A 26424-nucleotide genomic window follows, 5' to 3' on the forward strand; every position below is an offset into this window, starting at 1 on the left:
GACGGAGCGATTCAGGCCAAGATGCAGGTTCAACACCATCAGCTCGTCGGCGTGTCGCTGGGTACGGGACGCGCGCGCGCTCACGAGCTATCGGTTCGGCCCGCACGACGACACGCTTCCCTCGGTTTTCATCCAGGCGTCGCTGCACGCGGATGAACTGCCGGGGCTGGTCGTCGCGTGGTATCTCAAGCGCATCCTCGCGGAACTTGAAGCGCAGGGACAACTCAAAGCGCGCATCGTGCTCGTGCCGCTGGCCAATCCGGCCGGGCTGAATCAGCACTGGTTCGGCGCGCATATGGGCCGTTTCGACATGCGTTCGGGGCAGGACTTCAATCGCCGCTTTCCGGAACTCGGCCCGGATGTCGCGATGAAAATCCGCCATCTTCTTTCGGATGATGAAGCAAATAACGGCACTCTAGTGCGCAGTGCATTGCGCGAGGCGCTCGGCGCGCGCCGCCCGCACGACGAACTGGAATCGCAACGGCTCGAACTGATGAAGCTCGCATGCGCGGCCGATCTCGTGCTCGATCTGCATTGCGACTGGGAAGCGGTGCTGCATCTCTACACCACGCCCGATGCATGGCCGACGATCGAGCCGCTGGCGCGCTATCTCGGCAGCGAGGCGCAATTGCTCGCGGACGTGTCGGGCGGCGAGCCGTTCGACGAAGCCTGCGCGTCCGCGTGGCGTTACGTGCGCGGCGCGTTCGGCGATCGTTATCCGATGCCCGTCGGCATGACGGCGGTGACGCTCGAATTGCGCGGCGTGCGCGATGTCTCGCACGAATTCGCCGCGCGCGATGCGCAGGCCATCGCCGATTATCTGACGCATGCGGGGCTGATCGCGGGCGAGGCGCGCGCGATGCCGCCGCTGCGTCAGCCCGCGACGCCGCTCGCCGGATGCGATTACGTGTGCGCGCCGAGCTCGGGCGTGATCCTGCATATGCAGGACCTGGGCGCGCGCGTGCGCGCGGGCGATACCATCGCCGAGTTGCTCGATCCGCTCGACGATTGCCTGATGCCGCTCGTCGCGCAGACCGACGGCCTGCTGTACGCGCGGCACTGGACGCGTTTCGCGACGGCGGGCATGCTGGTCGCGCGGATCGCGGGCGAGGGCGCGACGAGACAGGGCGCGCTGCTGGTGCCGTAGCGCAGCGGTTACCATATTCGACGCTAATCGACCCGAAGACCGCAAGGAGACAAACATGCTGAAGAACATCGACCCGCTGCTGAACGCCGACATCCTGCACGCGCTCTGCGCAATGGGCCACGGCGATGAAGTCGTCATTTGCGATGCCAATTTTCCGGGCGATTCCGTCGCGCGTCAGACCGTGCTCGGCAAGCTGCTGCGGATGGACGGCGTGAACGCGCCGCGCGCCGTGCGGGCCGTGTTGTCGGTGATGCCGCTCGACAGCTTCGTCGAGCATCCGGCGGCGCGCATGGAAGTAGTCGGCGATGCCGCCGCGCTGCCCGCCGTGCAACGCGAAGCGCAGCGCGAAGTCGACGACGCCGAAGGCCGCGCCACGCCGTTCGCCGCCGTCGAACGCTTCGCCTTCTACGAGCGCGCCAAGAAGGCCTATTGCGTGATCACGACCGGCGAAGCGCGCGGCTACGGCTGCTTCGTCTTTACAAAAGGCGTACAACTTGCCACGGATACGCCTGAACAAAGCTGAACATTGTTGCGATGCAGCAACAATCCGCGCCTTAGAACCAATCTCGAATTGCTTCCCACTAGGAGGATTCTTAACATTTCAGGGTTACTTCTTACTCGATAACCCAGACCTCCGCCATGACCCCGTTCGACGCCGCCCATTCCATCGACAAGCCGGCCAATTCCCTTAAGCGTCTTATGAACGGCGTGCAGGCCGCGATGCAGTGGATCGACGACCTCGCCGACGAAGTGCGCCAGGTGCGCGAGCAGGCGGCGGATCGTCTGCGCTGAGCGGGCGAAAAAAACGGGCAGGACGATCACTCGTCCTGCCCGTTTTGCACTGATCTTCGATAACTCAGATCACTGGTTTTCCGCGCGAACCGGCGGCGCGGCCGCACCGGTCGACTTGCGCACCTTCGCCACCTGATCCGCCGTGACGGCCGGCGCGTGATTGCCCCAGCTCGAACGCACGAACGTCAGGACATCGGCGACATCGCGGTCGGTCAGGCGCTCGGCGAAACCGGGCATCTCGTAGTGCGTCGGACCGGCCTTGGTCCACGGCATCGCGCCGCCTTGCAGCACGATATGGATCAGCGAGATCGGATCGTCCGTGTTCACCGCCGTCGACAGCGCGAGCGTCGGGAACGTCGAGACATAACCGCTGCCGCTCGTGCGATGGCACGCCGCGCAGTTATCCACGAAGGTCATCGCGCCGTTGCTGCGATCGGTGCCCGCGCGCAAGGCATTGGCGGCATCGGCGTTGGTCGCGAGCGCGGTCTGCGATGCATCCTTCGGTGCGAGCGTCTTCAGATACGCGGCGATCGCGTTGAGATCGGCATCGCTCATATGCTGCGTGCTGTTCTCGACCACTTCCGCCATGCCGCCGTATGCGTCGTGCGCCCGCTCTTCAGAAACTCGACGATATCCGCCTCGCTCCAGCTCGCGAGACCCGTCTTGGCGTCGCCGCGCAGGTTCTTCGCCAGATAGCCGTCGATCACGCCGCCCGACAGGAACGTGCTGCCGTCGTCGGTGAGCGCCTTCTCCTGCAAGCCGACGCCGCGCGGCGTGTGGCATGCGCTGCAATGCGCGAGACCTTCGACGAGATAACGTCCGCGCGCGACCGGATCGTTCGAGACCGGCGTGTCGTCGACGACGACTTCCGGCGCGAACGCGATGCGCCAGAAGCGCAGCGGCCAGCGCATCGACAGCGGCCAGGTGATGTCGGTCGGCTTGTTGGCCTGATCGACCGGCTGCACGCCGTGCATGAAGTACGCGTACAGCGCCTTCACGTCCGATGGCTTGACCTTCGCGTACGACACGTAAGGCATGGCCGGATAGAGCGACGAACCGTCCTTCGCCACGCCATGACGCACGGCGTTGTCGAAGTCTTCGAGCGTGTAATCGCCGATGCCCGTTTGCTTGTCCGGGGTGATGTTGGTCGAATAGATCTTGCCGATCGGCGATTCGATGCCGAGCCCGCCCGCGAACGGCTTGCCGCCCTTCGCGGTGTGGCACGCGACGCAATCCGCCGCCGCGAGATAGCGGCCTTTCTCGATAAGCTTCTGATCCGCATCGCTTGCCGCCGTTGCCGCATGCGCAAGACCCGTCCACGCAGCGCTCGCGACGAGCGCCGCCATCATGATGTTTTTCATGTTCATGAGCCGCTGCCTTGCGGCTTCTTCAGAAAGCCGAGCGATGCCTGCACCGGATCGGTGTACAGCGCGTCGATCCGGCCCGCGACGAGATCGGCCTCGACCTGCCTCCTGATCGCCGTAAGCGACGATGGTCGCGCCGAACGGCTCCCACTTGGTCTTCGCGTAACGCTCCTGCACGGTGCCCTGCTCCACGCCGATGCGCTTGCCCTTCAGCGCTTGCGGCATCGGCAGAATGCCGGAACCGGCGCGCGACGAGTTGCGTGTCCGTGTCGTACAGCGGCTGGGTGAAATCGATCTGCTTCAGACGTTCTTCGGTGATGCCCATGTCCGACAGCACGGCGTCGAACTTGCGCGCCTTGAGGCCGGGAATCATGCCGTCGAAGGAATTTTCGACCCAGACGCACTTGAGCTTCATTTGCGCGCAGAGGGCGTTGCCAAGATCGATGTCGAAACCGGCCAGCGAGCCATCAGCCAGCTTGGATTCGAACGGCGGATAAGTGGGATCGACGGCGAAACGGACTTGCGTGAGTTCTTTCGCGTGAGCGGCGGCCGGGAGCACGGCGGAGGTGACGGCGAGTGTGGCGAGCATCGCGCCGAATGCGAGCGATGCGGACTTCTTCAGAGACATTCCAATCCTTCGAGACTTGCGGTGAACACTCGCGCGCGGCGTTGCGATGCATCCTGAAGTTTCATTCGGTGCGATGCGGCGCCGCGCGCGGAAAACCCGCAATGGTAACAAACTGCCTCAACCGGATTCTTACGGTACGACGGACAGGAACAGGAACGACGCGAAGATCACCAGATGCACGACGCCTTGCAGCACCGTCGAGCGGCCTGTGCCGAGCGTGATGACGGACACCAGCAAGGTCAGCGCGAGCATGGTGATTTCCTTGGGCGCGAGCCCCAGTTCGATCGGCTGGCCGATCACGATCGACACCACCGCGACCGTCGGAATCGTCAACCCGATGCTCGCCAGCGCCGAGCCGAGCGCGAGATTCAGACTCGTCTGCAAGCGATTGGCGCGCGCCGCCCGCAGCGCCGCCAGCCCTTCCGGCAACAGCACGAGCGCGGCGATCACCACGCCGACGACCGCTTCCGGCGCGCCCGCCGCCGCGACGCCCGCCTCGACCGCCGGCGACAGCAGCTTCGCCAGTCCCACCACCGACACCAGCGACAGCAGCAGAAACACCAGCGCCAGCCACGCTTCGCCGTTGCCCGGCGGCGCGTGCGGCGCTTCGTCTTCCTCGTCCGCGTCGCGGCCTTCGGTCACGCTGACGGGCTCGAACGGCAGAAAGTAATCGCGATGCCGGATGGTCTGCACGAACACGAAGGTCACATACAACACCAGCGAAATCACGCCGACGAAGATCAACTGCGACGTGGACAGCGCCGGTCCCGGAATCGTGCTGGTGAAGTTGGGCAGGACCATTGTCAGGACGGAAAGTGCGCAGAGGATCGCCAGCGCGGCGCTCGCGCCCTGCAACTGGAATTCCTGTACGTGATGCCGCAGGCTGCCCACCAGCAGGCACAGGCCCACGATCGCGCCGCTGCAGATCATGATGGCGGCGAACACGGTATCGCGCGGCAGGCCGGCTTTTTCCGGGCCGCCGGAGAGCATCACCGAGACGATCAGCGCCACTTCGATCACCGTCACGGCAATCGCCAGCACCAGCGTGCCAAACGGCTCGCCGACGCGATGCGCCACCACTTCCGCATGATGCACGGCGGCGAACACCGCCAGCGCCAGCGCGATCGCCGACACGACCAGCAGCGCGTTGCTGTGGATCATGGCGGCCGCGCCCAGCACGACGAGCGCGGCGATCGGGGTGACGAGGGTCCAGTCCAGCTTGAGTTTCATCGGCGCTCCGGGTTGTCGGGTTGAATGTGGGATCGTCGACGCGTGGCGTTCGCCGTCGCTACGATTCTGACCCGCGCGCGCGTCGGGCGTGCGGATCGAGCGTCGTGGCAAAAAGCCGCGGACCATCGGGATGATAGCGAAAATGGGGTTACAAACGTTCGCGGGACCGCTTTGATGCATCCGCGTGACCGGTTTTTGATATTGTCGGAAAATAAGCATTAATTTCCGTCACCGCAGGATCGCTCAGGAACCGGAGACCATGCTGGCCGCGCCCATCCCTGTCAACGAAACCACCCGCCTCGCCACCTTACGCACGCTCAAGCTGCTCGATACGCCCGCCGAAGAGCGCTTCGACCGGCTGACGCGCCTTGCGCGCCGAATCTTCGACGTGCCGATCGCGCTGGTCAGCCTGATCGACGAGAACCGCCAGTGGTTCAAGTCGTGCGCGGAATTGGGCGTGTCCGAAACGCCGCGCGACATTTCCTTCTGCGGCCACGCCATCCTTCACGACGATGTCTTCCTGATTCCCGATGCGCGCGCCGACGAGCGTTTTCAGGACAATCCGCTCGTCACGGGCTATCCGAACATTCGTTTCTATGCGGGACAGCCGCTGACGGTGCCGAACGGCACGAAGCTCGGCACGCTTTGTCTGATCGACACGCGCCCGCGCGATCTCGACAACGAAGAGCGCGATTTGCTGCGCGACCTCGCGCATATCGCCGAGCAGGAAATCGCGGCGATCGAACTCGCGACTGTCGACGAACTGACGCTGCTGGCCAACCGGCGCGGCTTCGAAGCGCTCGCGCAGCACGCGCTCAACGTGTGCAAGCGGCTGTCGCGGCACGCGTCGCTGCTGTTCTTCGATCTCGACGATTTCAAGCGCATCAACGATACCTTCGGCCACGCGGAAGGCGATCGCGCGCTGGCGACCTTCGCCACCGCGTTGCGCGGCGCGTTGCGGGAAAACGATGTGATCGGCCGACTCAGCGGCGACGAGTTCGTCGCGTTATTGACCGATGCCGGACAGGACGAAACCGAGCGCGTGCTCGAACGGCTGCGCGATGTCGTCGAATCGCTGAACCGGGCGTCGACGCGCGGTTACGAAATCCGCTTCAGCGTCGGCAAGACGCAGTTCGATCTCGAACTGCACGAACTGGTGATGGATTTGCTGGTCGCCAGCGACAGCAAGATGTACGCGCACAAGGCCGCGCAAAAAAACGGGCCGCGCGACTGAACGCGCGGCCCATCTTTAGCCGGGAACGCCTTACGAAACCAGCTCGGCGTTCAGCGTGATCTTCGCGTTGCCGGCGAACAGTTTCGACACCGGGCAGCCTTCCTTCGCGGCCTGCGCGGCCTTCTCGAAAGCGGCCTTGTCCGCGCCCGGAATCTTTGCCTTCAGGTCGAGCTGACAGGCGGTGATCGAGAAGCCTTCGCCGTCCTTATCCAGCGTGACCGTCGATTTGGTTTCGAGGCTTTCGGCTTTCATGCCGGCCTGTTCGAGTTGCAGCGACAGCGCCATCGTGAAACAGCCTGCGTGCGCCGCGCCGATCAGTTCCTCGGGATTCGTGCCCGGGCCTTCCTCGAAGCGCGACTTGAAGCCGTACGGCGCATCGCTGAGCACGCCGGTTTGCGTCGAGATGAAGCCCTTGCCGTCCTTGATGCCGCCGCTCCATTTTGCCGATGCTGTCTTTTGCACGAGAGTTCTCCAAAGGAATGGGAAGGGATTTGCGTTCGACCGATGCCGCATGCCGCGCACCGGACGCGTGAAGCGGAGTCGCATGCGTCATGCCTGCGCCGGCGCTCGATCGTGGCCGCGCGGCGGGCATGTTTTGCCGATGCGGCCGAATGCATCGTAGCGGAACGTTCGAGCGCGCGCAGCGGACGCGTCCGGGCATGTGATCCGGCCTATGCCATTCGGACTATGATCGCCAGCGAGGCTTGTGCGACAAGGGTTGGCGGACCGTCGACGGCAGCCGCCGATGGTTCACCGCGCGCTAATCGTATGGTCAAACTTCGAGCTTTCCCTTAGCATGCTCGCACGCGGATTTCGGCATCAACGCACCATCGCAACATCGGGCAGACACATATGAATGCAACATCGCAAGTCGTCAGGACGCACGAGGTCGACGAGGCTCGGCCGACGCCGGATGCATCGCTCGGGCGCGAATGGCGCGACATCGAGCAGAACATCGCGCGTCTGTTCGACGGCGACGCGCGCGATAACTGGATCGCGGCGGGATCGTGGCGTCCGGTGTCGAATGCCGTCGAACCCGCCGATGTCTATCGAAGCGCGCCGTCCGATCGCGGGCTGTTTTCGTCGGCGCATGCGTGGTTCGCCGAAGCCGCCGCGCCGCGCGCCGACAACTTCGCGGCGATGGTGTCGTGCGGCTTTCTGATCGGCGCGATCGAACGTACCGGCGCGCTGATCGAACTGGGACAAGCGCACCGATTCGAGTGCGACGAAGCGATCGCGCAGCAGGTGATGGAGGCGCGCTCAATCCTGCGCGAGGCCGAGTTCACCGATGAGCGCATCGCGCGGCAACTGGATGCGGCGGCTAAGGTGCTGCGCCGGCACGGACTGCGGCCGACGATCGTGCCGCGCATTATTCTGGTCGAAGGGGTGTGTAAGGATGTGACGTATCTGTTGAATGTGCCTATTCAGCCCGAGCGTGCGGACGATCTCAACTTCGAACTGGTGCTTGAGGAAATCGAGGCGGATATCGTGCTCGAGAACGCGTTCGATGCCCGTTTCAACGGAATCGGCAAATGAGCAGCACGGCGCGCGAACTCGTCGAATGCGCGGCCGCGTTGTGGCGGAACGCCGGCAATGAACCACAGTTCCGGGCGGTATGCAGTCGCGCCCACTACGGCGCGCATCACGCAGCGCAAGTCTTTCACCGTGCATTGCGCACGCGCGGCAGCCACGAACAATTGATCGCACAACTGCGCAATCCGATGATCAACCCGCGCTATCACCGTCCGCCTCCTCCACTCCGCCGCCTGACGACATGGGTCCACCTACCGAACGCATCCCAGAAGATCGCACGCTGCCCGAATCCGTCGATGTCGTCGTGATCGGCGGCGGCGTGATCGGCGTCAGCACCGCACGCTTTCTCGCCGAGAAAGGACTGTCCGTCGCCGTCTGCGAGAAAGGGCATATTGCGGGCGAGCAATCGAGCCGCAACTGGGGCTGGTGCCGGGCGACGCATCGCGATTTGCGCGAGCTCGAACTCAGCCTCGAAAGCCTCAAGCTGTGGCGGCGCATCGACATGGATCTCGGCATCGACAGCGGCTATCGCACCTGCGGCATCCTCTACGCCGCCGACGATAAAAAAGCCCTCGCCGATCACGAAGCATGGCTTGCGCGCGCCCTCGCGCTAGTGGGCCGCGATGCGCTCGATTCGCGCATCGTCTCGCCCGAAGAAACCGCGGCGTTGATGACCGGCGCGTCGCGACGCTTCGCAGGCGGCATCTACACGCCCGGCGATGGCCGCGCCGAACCGCAGCGCGCCGTGCCCGCGATGGCGGCGGCGTTGCGCACGCGCGGCGTGAAAGTGCTGACGCCCTGCGCCGTGCGCGGCGTGGAGACGAGCGGCGGCGCGATCAGTCATGTCGTTACCGAATACGGGCGCATCCGCTGCGCCAGCGTGGTCGTCGCGGGCGGCGCGTGGACGCGACTGTTCGCGGGCAATCTCGGCATCGACGTGCCGCAATTGATGGTGCGCTCGCCGGTGCTGCGCACCGCGCCGCTCGATCACGGGCCGGACGTCAGCGCGTGCAATCACGCAATGGGTTATCGCAAGCGGCTGGACGGCGGCTATACGATCGCCAATGCGTTTCGCAGTTACAGCGACATCACGCCCGACAGCTTCCGCCTGTTCTTCAAGTTTCTGCCGGCGCTCAGAAGCCAGTTCGGCTCGCTCAAGCTGGGGCTCAACGCACGCTTTTTCGAAGAATGGCGGCGTCCGCGTCGCTGGCCGCTCGATCGTCCGACGATCTTCGAGACCGAGCGCACGCTGGATCCGTCGCCCGTCGCGGCGTTCAACAAGGCGGCCATCGACGAATTTCGCGCGATCTTTCCCGCGCTCGCTGGCGTGAAGGTCGAGCAGGAATGGGCCGGCTATATCGATGTGACGTCCGACGCGGTGCCCGTGATCTCCGGCGTCGAACGCATGCCGGGTTTGTTCATCGCGACATCTCGGGTCACGGCTTCGGCATCGGACCGGGCGCAGGCAAGCTGATGGCCGATCTCGTCACCAACGATACCCCGCAGGTCGATCCGCGCGCGTTCCGGTTATCGCGCTTTTTCGACGGCAGTCCGATCGTGCTCGATGGCGGGTTCTGACGGCATCGGACGCGCGAGCGGCACGAGGCGTCACGCGCTAACATACCGGCTTTTGCGGCGCGCGCGGCCGACTGAACCACGGGTTCGCCGTCTCGCTCCGCACGGTTCGTTTTCGCTTGTCGAGGCTTTCATGGCATCCACGCCTACTCTTTTCGTCGACGTCTGGTCCGACTTCGTCTGCCCGTTCTGCTATCTCGAGACGCCCGTGATCGACCAGTTGCGCAACGCTTACGGCGATGCGGTCGAGATTCGCTGGCACGCGTTCGAATTGCGTCCGGAACCGACGGCGCTGCTCGATCCGAACAGCGATGCCATCGCCGATAGCTGGGAAAATTCGGTGCAGCCGCTCGCAGCGGAACGCGGCTTGACGATGCGCCTGCCGCCGGTCGCGCCGCGCAGCCGCAAGGCCTTCGAAACCGCGATGTTCGCACGCGAATCGGGCCGCTTCGAGGTCGTGCATCGCGCGCTCTTCAAGGCGTACTTCGAGGAAGGAATCGATATCGGCGATACCGATGCGCTGCTGGATATCGCCGCGACCTGCGGCATCGATCCGGAAATGCTCGAAGAAGCGCTCGACGAAGGCACCTACACCGATCTCGTGATCGAAGACGAAGAATTCGCGACCAAACTCGGCGTGAGCGGCGTGCCGTTCGCCGTGCTCTCGCGCGAAGGCGCACCGGGCGCGGAACCGCCGCCGCCCATCGCGCTGCGCGGCGCCGCGCCGATCCAGCACTTCGAAGCCGCCATCGAACGGCTGTTTCCGGACGGCTTTCCGGCGGGCTGAAACACTTCGCCTAGCTGTGCTCGGCCATGAACGACTTCAACGCGATGCGCTGCGACGGCTCGAGCGCTTCGAATTCCAGCCCGTACGCCGCCGTGCCCGTCGCCGCTTCGATCTCACCCACATGACGCACGATCGCGATCGTATCGACCTGAACGTCGGTGCCGTCGGTGTTGAAGTGGAACGAGAGCTGCAAGCGGTCGCCGACGCGCGCCAGTTGCTCCGCGCCGTCGCCTTCCGGTGAGAAGCGCGCGGCGAGACGCGTCGGCATGCGCGCGAATTTGCGCGTACGCAGACGCCGAATCGCGCCGGGCGCCGACAACACCACGTAGCTGAACGGTTCGCGGCTGGTGGCATCGACGGTGCACATGAAGCGGAACACGCCCTTGCCCGTCAGCGCGACCAGTTCCACCTGCTCGCCGCGCGACAGATCGATCGGGCCGTGACCCTGCATCTGCGGCTGAGTCAGGAACAGCGATCGTTCGCCGTTGCGCCGCGCGTGCGAGAAGCCGATCACGCGACTCGCGTACATCGACGAGCCCGACGTGCCGGTTCCACGCATGCCGACGCGTGCGCCGATATTGAGTCCCATATGTTCGAGCGTGAGCAGGTCGTCGCGCGTGCCATCGCCAGGCGTGGGACCGCCTCCCGCGTGATCGGCGGGCCGATGCGGCTCGAACTGCTGAAACAGGAATTGACGCGCGGCTTCGTCGGGAATGACGGTGCCGGTATCGAAAAGCAACGCACCGTCTGCCGCCACGATCGGCCAATCGAGCGGCATGGACAACGGAACGTCGGCAGGGTCGAGGCGAACAAGCGCCGGGCCCTCGGAGGCGGCGTTAGCTTGTGACATTTTCTGGACGATTTTTAAACGTTTTTTGCAATCGTCCTGTGAAGTCGAGCTGCCGTCAAGTACTCCGAGGCAATTTTTACGCTCCCGTCCTAATTACGGGACAAGAACAGGCGTTCTTACGCGTATCGCGTGAAAATCGCTATCCCGTAAAAAACTTTATACACATAAAGTCGGGAAGAAAGAATCAGCGCAGGATCGCGCCCGGTTCCGCGTGACCGTCGATATTGCGAGCCGGTTCGCCGAGCACGCTGCGCGTCGCCGCGAGCACTTGCTGGACATCGGGCGGCGCGCCCTGATCACCAACCGAGACTGAGCGTCCCGGCTCGCTCACGCCGAAATGCTCGCGCGATGTCGCGGCGAACAACATCACGGTGCGCTTTTGCAGCGCGTGCGCGAGATGAACCAGCCCCGTATCCGCGCCGATAACCAACTCCGACGCCTGAATCCAGTTCGCGCATTCCTCGACGGTCAGCTTCGGCAATACGAGCTCTTCCGGCAGCAGCGCCGCGATCGCCTGCGCCTCGCCGCGTTCGCGGTCGGTGCCCCACGGCAGCGCGATCGCGTAGCCGCGTTCGACCAGCCATCGGCCGACTTCGGCCCAGTTTTCTTTCGGCCACTTTTTGATGTCGGCGGAAGTCGCGTGGAACAGCATCGCGATGGGTTTGCCGCGCGGAATGTCGAGACTGCGACTCAGCGCCGGCAAGCGGACGTTGTAGTCGGGCTTCTCTTCGAACTGATAGCCGAGCGCATCGGCGACGCTCACGCGCATGCCGCGCCAGGCATCCGTATGCGGGCGCGGACCGAAGCGCCGGTTGTAGGCGAACGCCGCGCCGCGTTCGCCGAGATCCTGATTCAGATAGCCATAGCGCCGCTTGCCGCGCGCGATGAACGCGATAATCGCGCTCTTGTACACGCCATGAATATCGACGATGACGTCGTACTTCTCCGCGCGCAGTTCGCCGATGGACGCGCCGATCTCCTTCAGATCGTTCCAGCTACGCGCCTTTTTGAACTTGCGCAGCGGCGCGCTCAGCACGCGATCCACGCCCGGATTCCAGCGGATGATATCGGCGAACGCGGCATCGGCGGCCCAGTCGACTTTCGCGGACGGGAACGCGCGCCGCAGGTCGGAGACGACCGGCAGCGTCTCGACGATGTCCCCGAGAGACGTGACTTTGACGATCAGGATTCGCTTCATGAAAGGTGCTTGATAGCTTCGGCGGATGCGTCCATGCAGGGCAGGCACGAACGCACGCATGCGGAAAACCGGGATTCTAATGAATTCGCGATGATCCGGCTGTCAGCGATTGTAAGCCGCAGCGCTTTGTCCGATTCGAAGCACCGCTCTCAAAGCGATTGCGCCGAAAACGTATCGCACTGACGCACGTCACCAGTCGACAGCCCGCGACGCAACCAGCGCTGACGCTGCGCGCTCGTGCCATGCGTAAACGCTTCGGGCACTACACGTCCTTGAGATTGCTGCTGCAGCCGATCATCGCCGATGGCCGCCGCCGCGTTCAGCCCTTGCTCGAAATCGCCCGGCTCGATCAGCTTGGCGTTATCGCGCTGCGCGACCGCCGCCCACACGCCCGCGAAGCAATTCGCCTGCAACTCGACGCGCACCGACAGCGCATTCGCCTGCTCGCGCGACATGCGCGAGCGCGCCTGATCGACCTTGTCCATGATGCCGAGCACGTTCTGCACGTGATGCCCCACTTCATGGGCGATCACATACGCTTGCGCGAAGTCGCCGCCCGCGCCGAAGCGGTCGCGCAATTCGCGGTAGAACGAAAGATCGATATACACCTTGCGGTCGTTGGGACAGTAGAACGGACCCATCGCGGTTTGTCCCACGCCGCACGCGGTCTGCGTGCCGCCGGAGAACATCACCAGTTTCGGCGCCGGATAATCCTGATTGAACTGCGCGCGGAAGATGTGCTGCCAGGTGCGCTCGGTATTGCCGAGCACGCGACGCACGAACACCGCGCCGGCATCCTGCGCGGGCGGGCCGTTCTGAGGCGCGGCTTGCTGTTGCGGCGCGCTCTGCTGAAGCACCTGCGCACCGTTGATGATCGTCATCGGATTGATGCCGAAGAAATACGAGGCCGCCAGCGCCACGACGATCGTGCCGATGCCGATCGATCCGCCGCCCATGCGAAATCCACCCCCGCCTCCGCCGCGCCGATCTTCTACGTTCTGACTTTCCGCTTCGTCGTCGAGGCGCATGGTGTTCTCCGCTTGGATCGCGCTATGTCGCGCGTAAAGTCATTATGGTACTTGCGCGCCCTCGTCGTCTCGCGACTTTCGAGCGTCAAACTTCGTTCGACCGACGCGCTCGCGCCTGCGACAACATGCCGTGACGCAGTGCGGTCGATTGTCGCAAAAACCGGTCCGCATACGCCCGTCACAACTGCGCGCGCCATGCCGAAAACATCGGCATATCAAGCCTCTGACGACGATAAGCCCTTGAAACTGCGGCATTTGCGCGCAACGCGCATCCTCTGACGCAGCGCAACACGCTTCCTGAAATAGGACTAATCTTCGGACCGTCACGAGTCTGATTTTTATCAAAAAGGACCTGGCGGTCCTGCCGGCTCGTGCGCGTGAATTTCAAAGCAGAAGTCATCATGCATACGACCACCCAAGCACTCGATCTGGCGCGCATCCAGTTCGCGTTCACCGTGTCTTTTCATATCATCTTTCCCGAGCTTTCGATCGGGCTGGCGAGCTTCATCGCCGTGCTCGAAGGCGCGTGGCTCAAGATCGGCAAACCGGTCTACAAGGAACTGTGTCTGTTCTGGTCGAAGGTCTTCGCCGTCGCGTTCGGCATGGGCGTCGTGTCGGGCCTCGTGATGGCCTACGAATTCGGCACCAACTGGGGCGGCTTCTCCAGTTTCGCCGGTCCGGTCACCGGTCCGCTTCTCACGTACGAAGTGATGACCGCGTTCTTCCTCGAAGCGGGCTTCCTCGGCATCATGCTGTTCGGCTGGAACAAGGTCGGCCCGAAGGCGCACTTCGGCGCGACGCTGATGGTCGCCATCGGCACGCTGATCTCGACTTTCTGGATTCTCGCGTCGAATAGCTGGATGCAGACGCCGCAGGGCTTTCGCATCGAAGGCGATCATGTGGTGCCGGTCGACTGGTTCAAGATCATCTTCAATCCGTCGTTTCCGTACCGGCTCGCGCATATGGCGATTGCGGCGTTTATCGTCGCGGCGCTGGTGGTGGCGGCGACGGGCGCGTGGCATCTGCTGAAGGGCCGGCGCGATCCGGCCATCCGCAAGACGTTTTCGATGGCGCTCTGGCTGTTGCTCGCGCTGACGCCGATTCAGGCGCTCGTCGGCGATGCGCACGGCCTCAACACGCGCGAGTATCAGCCGGCGAAGATCGCGGCGATCGAAGGTCTGTGGGACACGGAGAAAGGCGGCACCGCGCTGAACCTGTTCGGCATTCCCGACATGGACGCCGAAACCACGAAGTACGCGATCAAGGTGCCGCATCTCGGCAGCGTGATCCTCACGCATAGCTGGGACGGCGAGATTCGCGGCCTCAAATCGTTCCCGAAGGAAGACCGGCCGAATTCGACGCTGATCTTCTTCACCTTCCGCATCATGGCCGGCCTCGGCGTGCTGATGATCGTGATGTCGATCGCGGGATGGTGGCTGCATCGGCGGCGCAAGCTGTTCGACGCGCGCTGATTTCATCGCTTCGTGTTGTGCATGGGGCCGAGCGGTTTCGTCACGCTGCTGGCGGGCTGGATCACGACCGAAGCCGGCCGTCAGCCGTGGGTCGTCTACGGCGTGATGCGCACGGCCGATGCCGTGTCGCCCGTCACCGCGCAGCAGGTCGGCGTGTCGCTGATGGCGTTCGTGATCGTCTACAGCATCGTGTTCGGCACGGGCATCTACTACCTGTTGAAGCTGCTGCGTCACGAGCCCGCGCTGCCGGGTTCGCACACGGAAGCGCCGACGTTGCCGGGCGGCGCGCATCGTCCGCTCGGCGTGCCGGGTCAATCGATCGAGGGAGCGTAAGCGCTATGGATCTCACTGTCGCCTGGGCCGCGATCATCGCGTTGGGCCTGTTCATGTACGTCGTGCTCGATGGCTTCGATCTTGGCATCGGCATTCTCTTTCCGTTTATCCCCGACCAGCACGATCGCGACGTGATGATGAACACCGTCGCGCCCGTCTGGGACGGCAACGAAACCTGGCTCGTGCTCGGCGGCGCGGCGCTGTTCGCCGCGTTTCCGATGGTCTATTCGACCGTGCTGTCCGCGCTTTATCTGCCGCTCGTGCTGATGCTCGTGTGCCTGATTTTTCGCGGCGTGTCGTTCGAAATCCGCGCGAAGGCGCAGCGCACCAAGCATCTGTGGGACCTCGCGTTCATCGGCGGATCGGCGGGCGCGACGTTCTTTCAGGGCGTGGCGCTGGGCGCGTTCCTCGAAGGCATTCCGGTGACCGACGGCCGCTTTTCCGGCGATGCCTTCGGCTGGTTCACGCCCTTCGCGATCTTCACGGGCGGCGCGCTGGTTGTGACCTACGCGCTGCTCGGCGCATGCTGGCTTATCGCGAAGACCGAAGGCGATTTGCAGCGGCGGATGTATCGCGTGGTGTGGCCGCTGACGGTGCTGCAACTCGCGACGATTCTCGTCGTCAGCATCTGGACGCCGTTGCACGATGCGGGCATCGCGTCGCGCTGGTTTGATTCGCCGTGGTTCTATCGGATGCTGCCCGCGCCGGTTCTGGTCGCCGCGTTCGCGTGGACGATGCGCCGGTCGATCGCGTCGCGGCATGAGAAGCGGCCGTTCGCGGTGGCGCTGGGATTCGTGCTGCTCGGTTATCTCGGGCTCGTCGCGAGCATTTCGCCGCACGAGATTTTTCCGGGCGTGTCGCTGTGGGATGCCGCCACGCCGCGTTCGAGCCAGCTATTCACGATCGTGGGCGCGGCGGTGATTCTGCCGGTGATCATCGCGTACACGACGTTCGGCTATTGGGTATTCAGAGGAAAGGTGCGTCATGGCGAACATCACTACCACTGATCGCGCGAAGAAGCTGTTCTGGTTCGTCGCGCTGTGGTTCGCCGGTGTCGGCGGCGCGATGCTGCTGGCGCTGCCGTTCAAGTTGCTGATCAAGCTGGGCGCGGGGATTCATTAGCCCACGCCCGAAACGGCGCGCGGCTTAAAACACCGCCGCCGCAATCCCTCCGGCGACGATACCGAAAATCACCACCGACACCGCCACGAACGTCAGCACCTTCGCCGGGAACGACTTCGCGAGCATCGCGAGTGACGGCAGGCTGACGGACGGCAAGGTCATCAGCAGCGCGCCCGCCGGGCCCGCCGCCATGCCGAGCGACAGCATCGCCTGAATGATGGGCACTTCGCCCGCCGTCGGAATCACGAACAGCATGCCGGCGACCGCGAACGCCGCGATCCACAGCGCGCTATTGCCGATGTCCGGTCCGATATGCGGAAACAGCCACGCACGCGCCGCGCCGCGCAGCAGCACGAGCACGATGTACTCGGGAATCAGGCGCAGGCTCATCTTGCCGAGCAGCTTGATCCAGCGCGCGAACGCGGTGCCCGGATCGTCCTCGTCGACGAGCTTCGCCACCGCCGCCCGCGATGCCGCCGCCTGCGCCGGCGTCACCATCCGGTTGATCGCGAAGCCCAGGCCGAACACCATCAGCACGCCGAGCACGACGCGCAAGCCCGTCCATTCCCAGCCGAGCACGAAGCCCATGAAAATCAGCGTCGCCGGATTGAGCACCGTGTTGCCGAGCCAGAACGCGACCGCCGCGCCCGGCGCGGCTTCACGCGCGCGCAGGCCCGCGACGACCGGCGCCGCGCAGCAAGTGCACATCATGCCGGGCAAGGACATCAGCCCGCCGTTCACGACGCTGCCAAAGTTGTGCTCGCCGAGCGCACGCGCGACCCAGCGCGGCGGAATCAGCGCCTGCACGGCCGATCCCAGCAGCAGGCCAAGCACCATCGCCTGCCAGATGGCCTTACCGTAGGCAAGCGCGTAATCGAGCGCGGCCTGCCACGACGCGGCGGGCGCGCTCGATGCCGTGCCCATCAAAATCGATTTGCCGATGGAATGCTGGCTGGCCGCGACGAACGCGCGGTTGTAGTACGGAAACCATTTCACGTAGAACAGTCCGGCGACTGCGATCAGCAGAAATACGATCCAGCCGAGCGCGACGCGTGGTTGTCGAAGCGTGTTGTTCATATCGTTCGTTGCTTGAATAAAAAAGAAATCGTCAGCCGAGCGCGGGGCTCGTCTCGTCCAGTTGCGCGAGCAGCGCACGGGCCTGATCGAGGCTGTCGGCATCGTTCGGGCGGAACAGCATGGGCGTCGCGCGTGGCAGATTCGTGTAAAGCTCGCGGCTGCTGCGCGCGTAGGCCGGATCGTAATGCCTGTCGATCAGCTCGCCCGACAGTTCCGCGCGCTTGTCATCGTCGATCAGCCGATGCCACTGCGCCACGCGCTCCCGGCTATGCAACCCGACGAGCTTCGACAATTGCGCCTTGAAGAACGCCGGATCGTCGAACAGATGCCCGTAGTCCTGCAACAGAAACGCGATGCGATCTTCGCGACGCGCCGCGACTTCCACGCACGCCGCCGTGTGCAGGCTGTGCAGCAGTGCATCGGGCGTGGTGATCGAGCCGATGCGACGTCCTTCCGCTTCCGCGAACACCAGACGCGCCGCATCGAAACGCGCGAGCTCGGCGACGAGCGCGGAATCGAACGCTTTCTGCGACGGCTGCGCATGTCCCGGCACGCCGCCCAGCAGCGACCCGCGATGCGCCGCGATCCCTTCGAGGTCCAGCACCTGCGCGCCCGCTGCGCCCAGCGCGTGCAGAAGCCGCGTCTTGCCGCTGCCCGTGTGGCCGACCAGCACGACGTATCGGAAGCGGCGCGGCAAAGTCGTGAGTTGGTCGAGCACGTCGCGCCGATAGGTCTTGTAGCCGCCTTCGAGCTGGCGCGCCTGCCAGCCGATCATGTTCATCATCGTGGTCATCGAGCCGGAGCGCTTGCCGCCGCGCCAGCAATAGATGAGCGGACGCCAGTTGCGCGGCTTGCCCGCGAACAACGTATCCAGATGATGCGCGATATTGTGCGCCGCCATCGCCGCGCCCACACGCGTGGCCTCGAACGGCGACACCTGCTTGTACATCGTGCCGACGATGACGCGCTCCTCGTTGCTGAGCACGGGCGCGTTGATCGCGCCGGGAATGTGGTCTTCGGCGAATTCGAGCGGCGTGTGGACGTCGACGATTTCGTCGAAATCGGCCAGGCGATCGAGAGGAGCAAGCAGGTTTTTCACGGAAAAGGGGCAGACGGACAGAAACGGCATCGCAGCCAACGAAAAATTATCGCATGGAGATGAAATTCGGCGTTGACGCGCATTTTTGGCGCGCGCGACGCCCCGCGCGCGGAGCGGTCAAAGTGCAGGCATCGATGCCCGACGCGAGGGAACTACGATGGCCTTCCAGGAAACGATCGGCGCGCGCCGCTACCGCTTCGACGATCTGAAGACGCTGCTCGCCCGCGCCGCTCCGGCGACGAGCTCGCGGGCATCGCGGCCGCCACGGAAGAGGAACGCGTCGCCGCGAAAATGGCGCTCGCGCAGGTGCCGCTGCGCACCTTTCTCGACGAAGCGCTGATTCCCTACTAAGACGACGAAGTCACGCGCCTGATCGTCGATAGCCATTCGGCCGAGGCCTTCGCGCCGATCGCGCATCTGACGGTCGGCGAATTCCGCGAATGGCTGCTCGCCGACACGACCGACACCGCCGCGCTCGAACGCGCGACGGCGGGCATCACGCCGGAAATGGCCGCGGCCGTCTCCAAGCTGATGCGCAATCAGGACCTGATCCTCGTCGCGAAAAAGCGTCCGGTGGTCACGCGCTTTCGCATGACCGTGGGCCTGCCGGGACATCTGTCGGTGCGTCTGCAGCCGAATCATCCGACCGACGACGCCAAGGGCATCGCCGCCTCGATGCTCTACGGCTGCGGCGATGCGGTCATCGGCATCAATCCGGCATCGGATTCGCCGGCCGCCATCGGCACGCTGCTGACGATGATGGACGACTTCCGCCAGCGCTACGACGTGCCGATGCAATCCTGCGTGCTGACGCACGTCACCAACACGCTCGCGGCCATCGAGCAAGGCGCGCCGGTCGATCTCGTGTTTCAGTCGATCACGGACACCGAGCGCACCAACGCGAGCTTCGGCGTGACGCTCGCGCTGCTCGAAGAAGCGCACGATGCCGCGCAATCGCTCAAGCGCGGCACCGTCGGCGACAACGTGATGTACTTCGAGACCGGTCAGGGCAGCGCGCTGTCGGCGAACGCGCATCACGGCGTCGATCAGCAAACCTGCGAGGCGCGCGCGTACGCGGTCGCGCGGCGCTTTCAGCCGCTGCTGACGAATACGGTGGTTGGTTTCATCGGCCCGGAATATCTGTACGACGGCAAGCAGATCATGCGCGCGGGGCTCGAGGATCACTTCTGCGGCAAGCTGCTCGGCGTGCCGATGGGCGTCGACGTCTGCTATACGAATCACGCCGAAGCCGATCAGGACGATATGGACACGCTTCTGACGATGCTCGGTGTGGCGAACGTCAACTTCATCATGGGCGTGCCCGGCGCGGACGACGTGATGCTCAACTAACAGAGCACGTCCTTTCACGATGCGCTCTATATCCGCCGCGTGCTCGATCTGAAGCGCGCGCCCGAATTCGAAGCGTGGCTCGCGAAAATGCGCGTCACCGATGGCGCGGGCACGTTGCTCGCGCCAGCCGCGCAACCCTTGCTCGAATGGATCGACGCATGACAAACGCCGACCCGTGGGACGCGCTTCGGCGCTTCACGAACGCACGCATCGCGCTGGGGCGCACGGGCAATAGCCTGCCGACCGCGCCGCTGCTCGCGTTCCAGCTCGCGCATGCGCAGGCGCGCGACGCCGTGCACGAACCGCTCGACACCGCCGCGCTCGCCGACGCGCTGCATGCCGCAGGCTTCGAGACGCTCGATGCCGCGAGCGCCGCGCCCGATCGCGATCACTATCTGCGTCGCCCGGATCTGGGCCGCGACCTCGATGACGACAGCGCGCAACGGCTCGCCGACTATGCGGCCGCGCAGCGCGACGAACCGGACGTCGTGTTCGCCGCCGCCGATGGCTTGTCCGCGTTCGCCGTGCAGCGTCATGTCGTGCCGCTGATCACGCGCGTGCGCGCGAAGCTCGATGGCTGGCGCATCGCGCCCGTCGTCATGGCGAAGCAGGCGCGCGTCGCGCTGGGCGATCGCATCGGCGAATCGTTGCGGGCGAAGCTGGTCGTGGTATTGATAGGTGAGCGGCCCGGGCTCAGTTCGCCCGACAGCCTCGGCCTGTACGTAACGTACGCGCCGCGCGCGGGCCGCAGCGATGCCGAACGCAATTGCATCTCCAACGTGCGGCCCGAAGGACTGTCTTACGATGCCGCCGCGTTCAAGCTGCATTGGCTGTTGACCGAAGCGCTGCGTCGGCAATTGACGGGCGTCGGGCTGAAGGATCACAGCGGCGCGTTGCCGGACGAGCGGCCCCATTCTTCCGCGCTGACGCCGCCTGCGATCTAGTCGTCAAACGAAACGATGCGGGCGATCGTTTCGATGTGCGAGCACGATAGGCGTTGCATCGGTTCGAAAACCAGACACAACGTCATAATTATTTCGGATGACGAACATAATGAACACGCTACGCGTCGCCGCCCTGCTCTTGCTTGCGCTCCTTTCGCGCACGGCGATAGCCGATTACGTGAATTTCCCGAAGACCCCGCCGCTCGCCAATCTCGCCTTTCCCGCCACCCACGATGACGCCGGGACGAGACACGACAGTCGGCACGGTACTGCAAAGCGTGCCTCAGAACCCCGGCATGACGGCGAGCATCACGTGTACCGTGCAACAGGCATCGACGGTCAACGGCACGCTCGTACCGGGCAATCCGAAAACCTATCAAACCAATGTCCCGGGAATCGGCGTGCGTTTCTACGTCACATCGGGCTATAGCGGCGGATTCGAGCAGGCGCCGATCACCAGTTCGTTCAGCAACAGCGGCAGCACCGCGCATTACACGCAGGCGAATCTCGTCGTGACAGGACCGGTCGGGACCGGCACGCTCACCGATCTGCCGAGCATGACCATCACCTATACGGGTTCGTGCATCACGACGACGAGCACGACGCAGTACCTCACCGCGGGCTCCGCCATCACCGGCACGACGTGCAGCATCGACAACTCGAACGTGCAGGTCAAGCTGCCGACGGTCGCGCCCTCCGCGATGCCGAGCGCCGGCTCGACAGCGGGCGATACCGCCTTCACGCTCAACCTGACCTGCTCGGTCGCCGCCAAGGTCTACGTGACATTGACCGACGCCGTCAACACGGGCAATCGCTCGACTACGCTATCGCTCGATCCGAATTCGGTGGCGGCGGGCGTCGGCATTCAGGTGTTATTCAACTCGACGCCCGTCGCTTACGGCGCGGATACGTCGGTCGCGGGGAATCAGAATCAGTGGCTGGCGGGCAGCGCGTCGGCCGGGCCGATGAGCATTCCGCTCGTCGCGCGCTATGTGCGCACGTCGTCGTCGAAGATCACGATGGGCAGGCTCACCGGCAAGGCCACTTTCACGATGTCTTATCAGTGAGTGGCCAAGGCGCTCACGCCCGCAACTTGCGATACACCGTCGTGCGCGACACGCCCAACGCGCGCGCCGCCGCCGATACGTTGCCGCCGTGCGCCTGCATCGCGGCGGCGACCGCGCTGGCTTCGATATCGGCGAGACGCGCATCGGCGGATGCGTGGGGCTGCGCCGGATCGGCGAGCGATGCATCGTTCAGTTCATCGACGAAATCGCGCGGCAGATGCGTCACGCGGATGAAGGCATCGTGCTCGTCGAGCATCGCATACGCGGTGCGCAGCACGTTGCTCAGTTGCCGGAAGTTGCCCGGCCAGCGATGCCGCTCGAACAGTTCGAGCACGTCCGCATCGATGCTCACGGCGCGGCCTTCCGCGCATTCGGTGCGCAGAATCCGGTTGACGACCGCGCGCAGATCGGTGCGCTCGCGCAGCGGCGGCAAGGTCAGCGACAAACCGTTCACGCGATAGTAAAGATCCTCGCGAAACTCGCCGCACGCCACCTGCTCGCGCAGCTTGCGATTGCTCGCGCAGATCAGCGTGAAATCGACCGGCACCGCGCGCGCCGCGCCGAGCGGCTCGACCACGCGCTCCTGCAACACGCGCAACAGACGGCTTTGCAGGCTCAGCGGCATATCGCCGATTTCATCGAGGAACAGCGTGCCGCCGTTCGCCTGCACGATCTTGCCCGCCGCGCCGCGTTTGGCCGCGCCGGTGAAGGCGCCCTGCACGTAGCCGGAGAGTTCGCTTTCGATCAGCGTCTCCGGCAGCGACGCGCAATTCACCGCGACGAACGGCCCCGCGCTGCGCGGCGAATCGCGATGGATCGCGCGCGCGAGCATTTCCTTGCCCGCGCCGGTTTCACCGCCGATCAGAATCGGGATGTTCTTGCCGATGACCTTGCGCACGCGCATCACGACGTCCTGCATCTGGGCGTCGCCCGTGCAGAGTTCGGCGAGGCTCGACTGCGCGGGCGGCGCGACGACCGCCGTGCTGCTCGAATGCGTCGCGGCGCGCGCGTGAAACTCCACGGTCGCGAATACGCCGACGCCGCTATATAGTTCGAAGCGACGCGCCGGTTCGCCCGCGCGCGCGATGAGATCGTCCGTCGTCACGCCGAATAGCGACGACAGCGTCTGCACCCGCAGATGTCCGAGCTCCAGCCCAAGCTGAAACTGCGCGCTGCGATTCGCGGACAAGAGCCGCCCGTCGAGATCGAATACGGCGATGCCTTCCATCAGCGTGCCGATAAACTCCGGACGGCTATGAAAATGGATGCGCAGGCCATCGGTGAACGTGCTTGCGATCAACCGGTTTTCGATCATCTGACCGGACATCTTGACGAGCGCCATCGTGTGCTGGTGATAGCCGCGCCGGTCGCCGGTGACGTCGAGCACGCCGCCGAGATTGCCGAGCGGATCGAGAATCGGCACGCTCGAGCACGTGAGAAAGTGATTGGCGCGCAGATAGTGCTGATCGCCGTGCACGGTGACGGCTTCGCGCGCCGCGATGGTCGTGCCGATTGCGTTCGTGCCCTGATGCTCCTCGCTCCACACCGCGCCCGCCCGCAGCGCGACCTTTTGCGCGCGCGCCAGAAAATCGTCGTCGCCGAGCGAATGCAGGATCAGGCCGCTCGCGTCGGTCAGCGCGATCATGCTGTGCGTATTGGCGATCTGCGCGTAGAGCGTTTCCATCACCGGCAGCGCGTGCGCCCATAAGGCGCGGCTCTCGTCGAGCTTGACGGACAACTCCGGTCCGCTCAGGACGGAGTAGTCCGGACGCATCGTCGCGAACAGGCCGAAGGTGGCCGAACGCCCGTGCGACGCGTGAATGACGTCGTGCTGCGCGTGTCGCAAAGACGCGCCGATGGCATGCTGCATCGCCCTCTCCTTTTATCGTTTCGCCTGTCTCCTCAGCGAATGTAACACCGTCCGCGCGCACGGGTCGATGCGAGGAAGCGCGCATGCGCCGACGCCCGCGCGATGCAAAACATCGCGCGGGCGTCGAAGAAAAGGACGTGGGAAGCGTCCTCAGAGTACCAGCGAACCCGCCGATATCGCGACGATCAGGAAGATGACGAACAGGATCGGGAAGATAAAGAAGCAGATTTTCGCGATGCCGGCCGCGCCGGACGACACACGCGTAAAGCCGAACAGGCCGGCAATGACCGCGAAAAGAATGGCAAGTTTGAGCATGACAGTTCCGTTTTTTGTTGTAGGTGTCGAACCTCACGCAAGCAGCGTGCCTTGGCCGCTTTTATGTGCGGGCGCTGATGGGGAAAACCGTTAGTTGCGCTTCAATCGCGATAAAAAAGCGGAAAGGTTCTTCCCGCTTTTTCTTGCGCGCCGCCGACGAACCGTCAGCGCACTTCCCGTGCGCGCCTGCTTCCCGTGACGAGCGACGACGCCGCCATGGCGGTGGCGCGCGTGCCCGCGCCGAGACGCTGCATCAACGGCTGGCGAGCTTGTGGCACGACCAGCAGCAACGAGATGGCGACTGCATCGGCGAGCAGGCCGGCCGGGACGTTGATCAGGCCATCGGTCATCGTGAACAGGATGGAATCGACCGTCAGCGAAATCACCGCGCTGGCAACGAAGCACACCATCCCATCGCGCCCCACCGCGCCGACCCACGGCAAGCGATTGGCGATCTTCTTGACGATGCCATAGCGCGCCAGATTGGTCGCGAGCCACGCGATCGCCAAAAAATTGACGACGCGCGCGCCGGCCAGATCGCGCTTGAAGGAACTGTCCAGCGGTGCCGGCAGCACCAGCAGCTTGTAATACGCCATGCCCGCAATCAGCGCGACCGCGCCCGCGCTCACGGCCCAGCCGAACCGATGCGCGCTGATCCGCTGATACACCGGCTGGCAGCGCGCCAGCACGCCGAGCACGAACATCAGCTGCCAGGCGGCCGGGTTGAAGTCCCACAGGTTGTCGTCGACGGACGGCATGTACTCGCCGATATCCGGCGCGCACGCCCACAGCAACAGGCTCAGGCCCAGCAGCATCCACGGCGACTTGCGCGCGAGCGGCAGCACGATCGGCACCGCCAGCGCGAACAGCGCGTACATCGGCAGCACGGCGGACAGATACGGCTGACGCTCGAAGGTCAGAATCTGCGCGACCGATGCCACCGGCTGCGCGATCAGGCTGTCCAGATCGTGCAGCGCGAGATTCGGCGCATGCCCGAACAGCGGACGCAGAACGAACGACGCGACCAGCATAAGCGCGGCCGTGACCAGAAAGGCGCGATAAATCTCGAAGGCGCGCTTGACGAAGCGCACGCGCGCGGCGCTTTCCGAGCGGCGCTGGGCCATCGACACATACGCCGTCGCGAAGCCGCCGAGGAACACGAACACTTCGGCGACATCGTTCAGCGCGACGAATGCAAGGTGATGCGCGAAAGCATGCTGCCGCCGATGTGATCGACGACGATGATCAGCAGGACCAGTCCACGAAAGAAGTCCAGCTCGACAAGACGTTGCGGTTTATCCGACATGCGGCGAGTGTGTGAGGGTCTGCGGCGCAGACCGGTGTAAAGGACATCAACTCTGAGGAATGAGAGTTTACCCGTAAACGGGTCCGGCAATCTCGAAAAGAGATGCAAATATCCGTTTCAAATCCGCAGTTTGTGTTATTTACGCGTCAAGAATTTCCGTCCGGCTGCATGACGCCGAATTTCGTCTCATTGGTGTCTTAAAATTTTTTCAAATTCCTTTCATTTTTGACAACACTCACGCGGACCCGACGCCTATGGACTACTTCGTCACGCTTCTGACCGATCCCGCCGCCTGGGCCGCCTTAGCCACGCTCGTCGTGATGGAGGTCGTGCTCGGCATCGACAATCTGATTTTTATTTCGATCCTCACGAACAAGCTGCCCGAGGCGCATCGGGCGCGCACGCAGAAGCTGGGTATCGGGCTCGCGCTGGTGATGCGGCTCGCGCTGCTCGGCACCGTCGCGCTGATCGTGCGGCTGACGACGCCGATTTTCGAACTTTTCGGGCACGGTTTTTCGTGGCGCGATCTGATTCTGCTGGCAGGCGGCGCGTTTCTGGTCTGGAAGGCGACGAGCGAAATCCATCATCACGTCGCGCACGACGCGGACGACAAGCCGGGCAAGCAACTCACGCCCGTCTCGGCGATCGGCCAGATTCTGCTGCTCGATCTGGTGTTTTCAATCGACAGCATCGTGACGGCGGTCGGCATGACCGAGCACATTCCGATCATGTTCGTCGCGGTGATCGCCGCCGTTTCGGTGATGATGTTCGCCGCCGGGCCGCTGTCGCGCTTCATCGAACGCAATCCGACCGTCGTGATGCTCGCGCTCGGCTTCCTGCTGGTGATCGGCATGACCGCTGGTCGCGGAGAGCTTCGGCACGCACGTTCCGAAGGGCTACATCTACGCGGCGATGGCGTTTTCAGCGCTGGTCGAAGGGCTGAACATGCTGTCGCGCCGTAGCAAGAAAAAGCCGGTCTAGTGTTCCGTCCCAGAAATAACTTTATATAAATCCAACATGTTCTATGATCGACTTATGGTGTGCGGGAGACGATCGTGGGACGTAAGGGAATCGAGGTTCTCGTGTCCAATCTGGAGCGAGAA

At 64.2% G+C, this 26424-nt stretch carries 20 protein-coding genes and 6 pseudogenes; 14 read left to right on the top strand and 12 right to left on the bottom strand.

The window, feature by feature from the left end:
• The first annotated feature begins 21 nt into the window (after positions 1-21).
• The 3 genes and pseudogenes from BVER_RS05615 (at position 22) to BVER_RS31195 (ending at position 1939) form a co-directional block, all read left to right on the top strand.
• Positions 22-1147: pseudogene (locus BVER_RS05615) on the top strand (succinylglutamate desuccinylase/aspartoacylase family protein).
• Between the two features lie 55 nt (positions 1148-1202).
• Positions 1203-1670: an RbsD/FucU family protein gene (locus tag BVER_RS05620; RefSeq protein WP_050452440.1), complete on the top strand. Its 468-nt coding sequence runs from the start codon at positions 1203-1205 to the stop codon at positions 1668-1670.
• Between the two features lie 116 nt (positions 1671-1786).
• Positions 1787-1939, top strand: coding sequence for a hypothetical protein (locus BVER_RS31195; protein ID WP_157055936.1), 153 nt, complete (start codon positions 1787-1789; stop codon positions 1937-1939).
• A gap of 69 nt (positions 1940-2008) precedes the next feature.
• On the opposite strand, the pseudogene BVER_RS05625 reads toward BVER_RS31195, so the two are convergent.
• The 3 genes and pseudogenes from BVER_RS05625 to BVER_RS05635 all read right to left on the bottom strand — a co-directional run bounded on the left by BVER_RS05625 (position 2009) and on the right by BVER_RS05635 (position 5161).
• Positions 2009-3300: pseudogene (locus tag BVER_RS05625) on the bottom strand (c-type cytochrome).
• A gap of 28 nt (positions 3301-3328) precedes the next feature.
• Positions 3329-3931 (bottom strand): transporter substrate-binding domain-containing protein, encoded by a 603-nt coding sequence (locus BVER_RS05630; RefSeq protein WP_370444196.1) that lies wholly within the window; start codon positions 3929-3931, stop codon positions 3329-3331.
• A gap of 129 nt (positions 3932-4060) precedes the next feature.
• On the bottom strand, positions 4061-5161 hold the full coding sequence (locus BVER_RS05635) for a calcium:cation antiporter (protein ID WP_050452456.1): 1101 nt from the start codon (positions 5159-5161) through the stop codon (positions 4061-4063).
• Between the two features lie 259 nt (positions 5162-5420).
• Between BVER_RS05635 and BVER_RS05640 the strand changes: the two genes are divergently transcribed.
• Entirely contained in the window at positions 5421-6395 is a 975-nt protein-coding gene (locus BVER_RS05640; protein WP_050452441.1) for a GGDEF domain-containing protein, read from the top strand.
• Between the two features lie 30 nt (positions 6396-6425).
• Here BVER_RS05640 and BVER_RS05645 read toward each other — a convergent pair whose 3' ends face one another.
• A complete protein-coding gene (locus BVER_RS05645) occupies positions 6426-6857 on the bottom strand; it encodes an OsmC family protein (RefSeq protein ID WP_050452442.1) in 432 nt (143 codons plus the stop codon).
• A 390-nt stretch (positions 6858-7247) separates the two neighbouring features.
• On the opposite strand from BVER_RS05645, the gene BVER_RS05650 reads away from it, so the two are divergent.
• The 3 genes from BVER_RS05650 (at position 7248) to BVER_RS05660 (ending at position 10290) form a co-directional block, all read left to right on the top strand.
• Positions 7248-7931: a hypothetical protein gene (locus BVER_RS05650; RefSeq protein WP_050452443.1), complete on the top strand. Its 684-nt coding sequence runs from the start codon at positions 7248-7250 to the stop codon at positions 7929-7931.
• 238 nt (positions 7932-8169) lie between these two features.
• Entirely contained in the window at positions 8170-9402 is a 1233-nt protein-coding gene (locus BVER_RS05655; protein WP_370444199.1) for an NAD(P)/FAD-dependent oxidoreductase, read from the top strand.
• 234 nt (positions 9403-9636) lie between these two features.
• Positions 9637-10290, top strand: coding sequence for a DsbA family oxidoreductase (locus BVER_RS05660; protein WP_050452444.1), 654 nt, complete (start codon positions 9637-9639; stop codon positions 10288-10290).
• 10 nt (positions 10291-10300) lie between these two features.
• Here BVER_RS05660 and BVER_RS05665 read toward each other — a convergent pair whose 3' ends face one another.
• From BVER_RS05665 to ypfJ, 3 genes are all read right to left on the bottom strand, one after another.
• On the bottom strand, positions 10301-11068 hold the full coding sequence (locus BVER_RS05665; protein ID WP_232316403.1) for a flagellar brake protein: 768 nt from the start codon (positions 11066-11068) through the stop codon (positions 10301-10303).
• 256 nt (positions 11069-11324) lie between these two features.
• Positions 11325-12338 carry a lipopolysaccharide heptosyltransferase I gene (gene waaC / locus BVER_RS05670; protein WP_050452457.1) on the bottom strand — a complete coding sequence of 338 codons (1014 nt, stop codon included), beginning with the start codon at positions 12336-12338 and terminating at the stop codon, positions 11325-11327.
• 149 nt (positions 12339-12487) lie between these two features.
• The gene (ypfJ, locus tag BVER_RS05675; protein WP_050452446.1) at positions 12488-13366 is read right to left on the bottom strand and encodes a KPN_02809 family neutral zinc metallopeptidase; all 879 of its coding nucleotides are present in this window, start codon (positions 13364-13366) and stop codon (positions 12488-12490) included.
• A gap of 401 nt (positions 13367-13767) precedes the next feature.
• Between ypfJ and BVER_RS05680 the strand changes: the two are divergent.
• The 3 genes and pseudogenes from BVER_RS05680 (at position 13768) to BVER_RS32365 (ending at position 16293) form a co-directional block, all read left to right on the top strand.
• Positions 13768-15171: pseudogene (locus BVER_RS05680) on the top strand (cytochrome ubiquinol oxidase subunit I).
• A 5-nt stretch (positions 15172-15176) separates the two neighbouring features.
• On the top strand, positions 15177-16178 hold the full coding sequence (gene cydB / locus BVER_RS05685) for a cytochrome d ubiquinol oxidase subunit II (protein WP_050452447.1): 1002 nt from the start codon (positions 15177-15179) through the stop codon (positions 16176-16178).
• The gene (locus BVER_RS32365) at positions 16156-16293 is read left to right on the top strand and encodes a hypothetical protein (protein ID WP_198155163.1); all 138 of its coding nucleotides are present in this window, start codon (positions 16156-16158) and stop codon (positions 16291-16293) included. The genes cydB and BVER_RS32365 overlap by 23 nt, the downstream gene beginning before the upstream one ends.
• Before the next feature lie 24 nt (positions 16294-16317).
• On the opposite strand, the gene BVER_RS05690 is transcribed toward BVER_RS32365, so the two are convergent.
• Positions 16318-17370, bottom strand: a complete 1053-nt coding sequence (locus BVER_RS05690; RefSeq protein ID WP_050452448.1) for a permease — start codon at positions 17368-17370, stop codon at positions 16318-16320.
• Positions 17371-17401: 31 nt separating this feature from the next.
• Positions 17402-18469 (bottom strand): tRNA 2-selenouridine(34) synthase MnmH, encoded by a 1068-nt coding sequence (gene mnmH / locus BVER_RS05695; protein ID WP_050452458.1) that lies wholly within the window; start codon positions 18467-18469, stop codon positions 17402-17404.
• Positions 18470-18626: 157 nt separating this feature from the next.
• On the opposite strand from mnmH, the pseudogene BVER_RS05700 reads away from it, so the two are divergent.
• The 3 genes and pseudogenes from BVER_RS05700 (at position 18627) to BVER_RS05710 (ending at position 21830) form a co-directional block, all read left to right on the top strand.
• A pseudogene (locus BVER_RS05700) lies at positions 18627-19981 on the top strand (ethanolamine ammonia-lyase subunit EutB).
• Positions 19978-20763 carry an ethanolamine ammonia-lyase subunit EutC gene (gene eutC / locus BVER_RS05705; RefSeq protein WP_050452449.1) on the top strand — a complete coding sequence of 262 codons (786 nt, stop codon included), beginning with the start codon at positions 19978-19980 and terminating at the stop codon, positions 20761-20763. Before BVER_RS05700 ends, eutC begins: the two are co-directional and overlap by 4 nt.
• A 233-nt stretch (positions 20764-20996) precedes the next feature.
• A complete protein-coding gene (locus BVER_RS05710; RefSeq protein WP_083452052.1) occupies positions 20997-21830 on the top strand; it encodes a fimbrial protein in 834 nt (277 codons plus the stop codon).
• A gap of 13 nt (positions 21831-21843) precedes the next feature.
• On the opposite strand, the gene BVER_RS05715 is transcribed toward BVER_RS05710, so the two are convergent.
• The 3 genes and pseudogenes from BVER_RS05715 to BVER_RS05720 all read right to left on the bottom strand — a co-directional run bounded on the left by BVER_RS05715 (position 21844) and on the right by BVER_RS05720 (position 25321).
• On the bottom strand, positions 21844-23700 hold the full coding sequence (locus BVER_RS05715; RefSeq protein WP_050452451.1) for a sigma-54-dependent Fis family transcriptional regulator: 1857 nt from the start codon (positions 23698-23700) through the stop codon (positions 21844-21846).
• 150 nt (positions 23701-23850) lie between these two features.
• Positions 23851-24015, bottom strand: a complete 165-nt coding sequence (locus BVER_RS29850) for a DUF1328 domain-containing protein (RefSeq protein WP_083452053.1) — start codon at positions 24013-24015, stop codon at positions 23851-23853.
• A 164-nt stretch (positions 24016-24179) separates the two neighbouring features.
• Positions 24180-25321 (bottom strand): annotated as a pseudogene (locus BVER_RS05720) (OpgC domain-containing protein).
• Positions 25322-25575: 254 nt separating this feature from the next.
• Between BVER_RS05720 and BVER_RS05725 the strand changes: the two are divergent.
• A pseudogene (locus BVER_RS05725) lies at positions 25576-26302 on the top strand (TerC family protein).
• Positions 26303-26424 lie beyond the last annotated feature (122 nt).

This window comes from Candidatus Burkholderia verschuerenii (assembly GCF_001189365.1).
Lineage (GTDB): Bacteria > Pseudomonadota > Gammaproteobacteria > Burkholderiales > Burkholderiaceae > Caballeronia > Caballeronia verschuerenii.

What these genes read in the sequence shown, in the direction of transcription:
- BVER_RS05620 (WP_050452440.1), top strand. Translation starts at nt 1,203, where the DNA reads ATGCTGAAGAACATCGACCCGCTGCTGAACGCCGACATCCTGCACGCG.
- BVER_RS31195 (WP_157055936.1), top strand. Translation starts at nt 1,787, where the DNA reads ATGACCCCGTTCGACGCCGCCCATTCCATCGACAAGCCGGCCAATTCC.
- BVER_RS05630 (WP_370444196.1), bottom strand. Translation starts at nt 3,931, where the DNA reads ATGTCTCTGAAGAAGTCCGCATCGCTCGCATTCGGCGCGATGCTCGCC.
- BVER_RS05635 (WP_050452456.1), bottom strand. Translation starts at nt 5,161, where the DNA reads ATGAAACTCAAGCTGGACTGGACCCTCGTCACCCCGATCGCCGCGCTC.
- BVER_RS05640 (WP_050452441.1), top strand. Translation starts at nt 5,421, where the DNA reads ATGCTGGCCGCGCCCATCCCTGTCAACGAAACCACCCGCCTCGCCACC.
- BVER_RS05650 (WP_050452443.1), top strand. Translation starts at nt 7,248, where the DNA reads ATGAATGCAACATCGCAAGTCGTCAGGACGCACGAGGTCGACGAGGCT.
- BVER_RS05655 (WP_370444199.1), top strand. Translation starts at nt 8,170, where the DNA reads ATGGGTCCACCTACCGAACGCATCCCAGAAGATCGCACGCTGCCCGAA.
- BVER_RS05660 (WP_050452444.1), top strand. Translation starts at nt 9,637, where the DNA reads ATGGCATCCACGCCTACTCTTTTCGTCGACGTCTGGTCCGACTTCGTC.
- BVER_RS05665 (WP_232316403.1), bottom strand. Translation starts at nt 11,068, where the DNA reads ATGCCGCTCGATTGGCCGATCGTGGCGGCAGACGGTGCGTTGCTTTTC.
- waaC (WP_050452457.1), bottom strand. Translation starts at nt 12,338, where the DNA reads ATGAAGCGAATCCTGATCGTCAAAGTCACGTCTCTCGGGGACATCGTC.
- ypfJ (WP_050452446.1), bottom strand. Translation starts at nt 13,366, where the DNA reads ATGCGCCTCGACGACGAAGCGGAAAGTCAGAACGTAGAAGATCGGCGC.
- cydB (WP_050452447.1), top strand. Translation starts at nt 15,177, where the DNA reads ATGGATCTCACTGTCGCCTGGGCCGCGATCATCGCGTTGGGCCTGTTC.
- BVER_RS32365 (WP_198155163.1), top strand. Translation starts at nt 16,156, where the DNA reads ATGGCGAACATCACTACCACTGATCGCGCGAAGAAGCTGTTCTGGTTC.
- BVER_RS05690 (WP_050452448.1), bottom strand. Translation starts at nt 17,370, where the DNA reads ATGAACAACACGCTTCGACAACCACGCGTCGCGCTCGGCTGGATCGTA.
- eutC (WP_050452449.1), top strand. Translation starts at nt 19,978, where the DNA reads ATGACAAACGCCGACCCGTGGGACGCGCTTCGGCGCTTCACGAACGCA.
- BVER_RS05710 (WP_083452052.1), top strand. Translation starts at nt 20,997, where the DNA reads ATGACGCCGGGACGAGACACGACAGTCGGCACGGTACTGCAAAGCGTG.
- BVER_RS05715 (WP_050452451.1), bottom strand. Translation starts at nt 23,700, where the DNA reads ATGCAGCATGCCATCGGCGCGTCTTTGCGACACGCGCAGCACGACGTC.
- BVER_RS29850 (WP_083452053.1), bottom strand. Translation starts at nt 24,015, where the DNA reads ATGCTCAAACTTGCCATTCTTTTCGCGGTCATTGCCGGCCTGTTCGGC.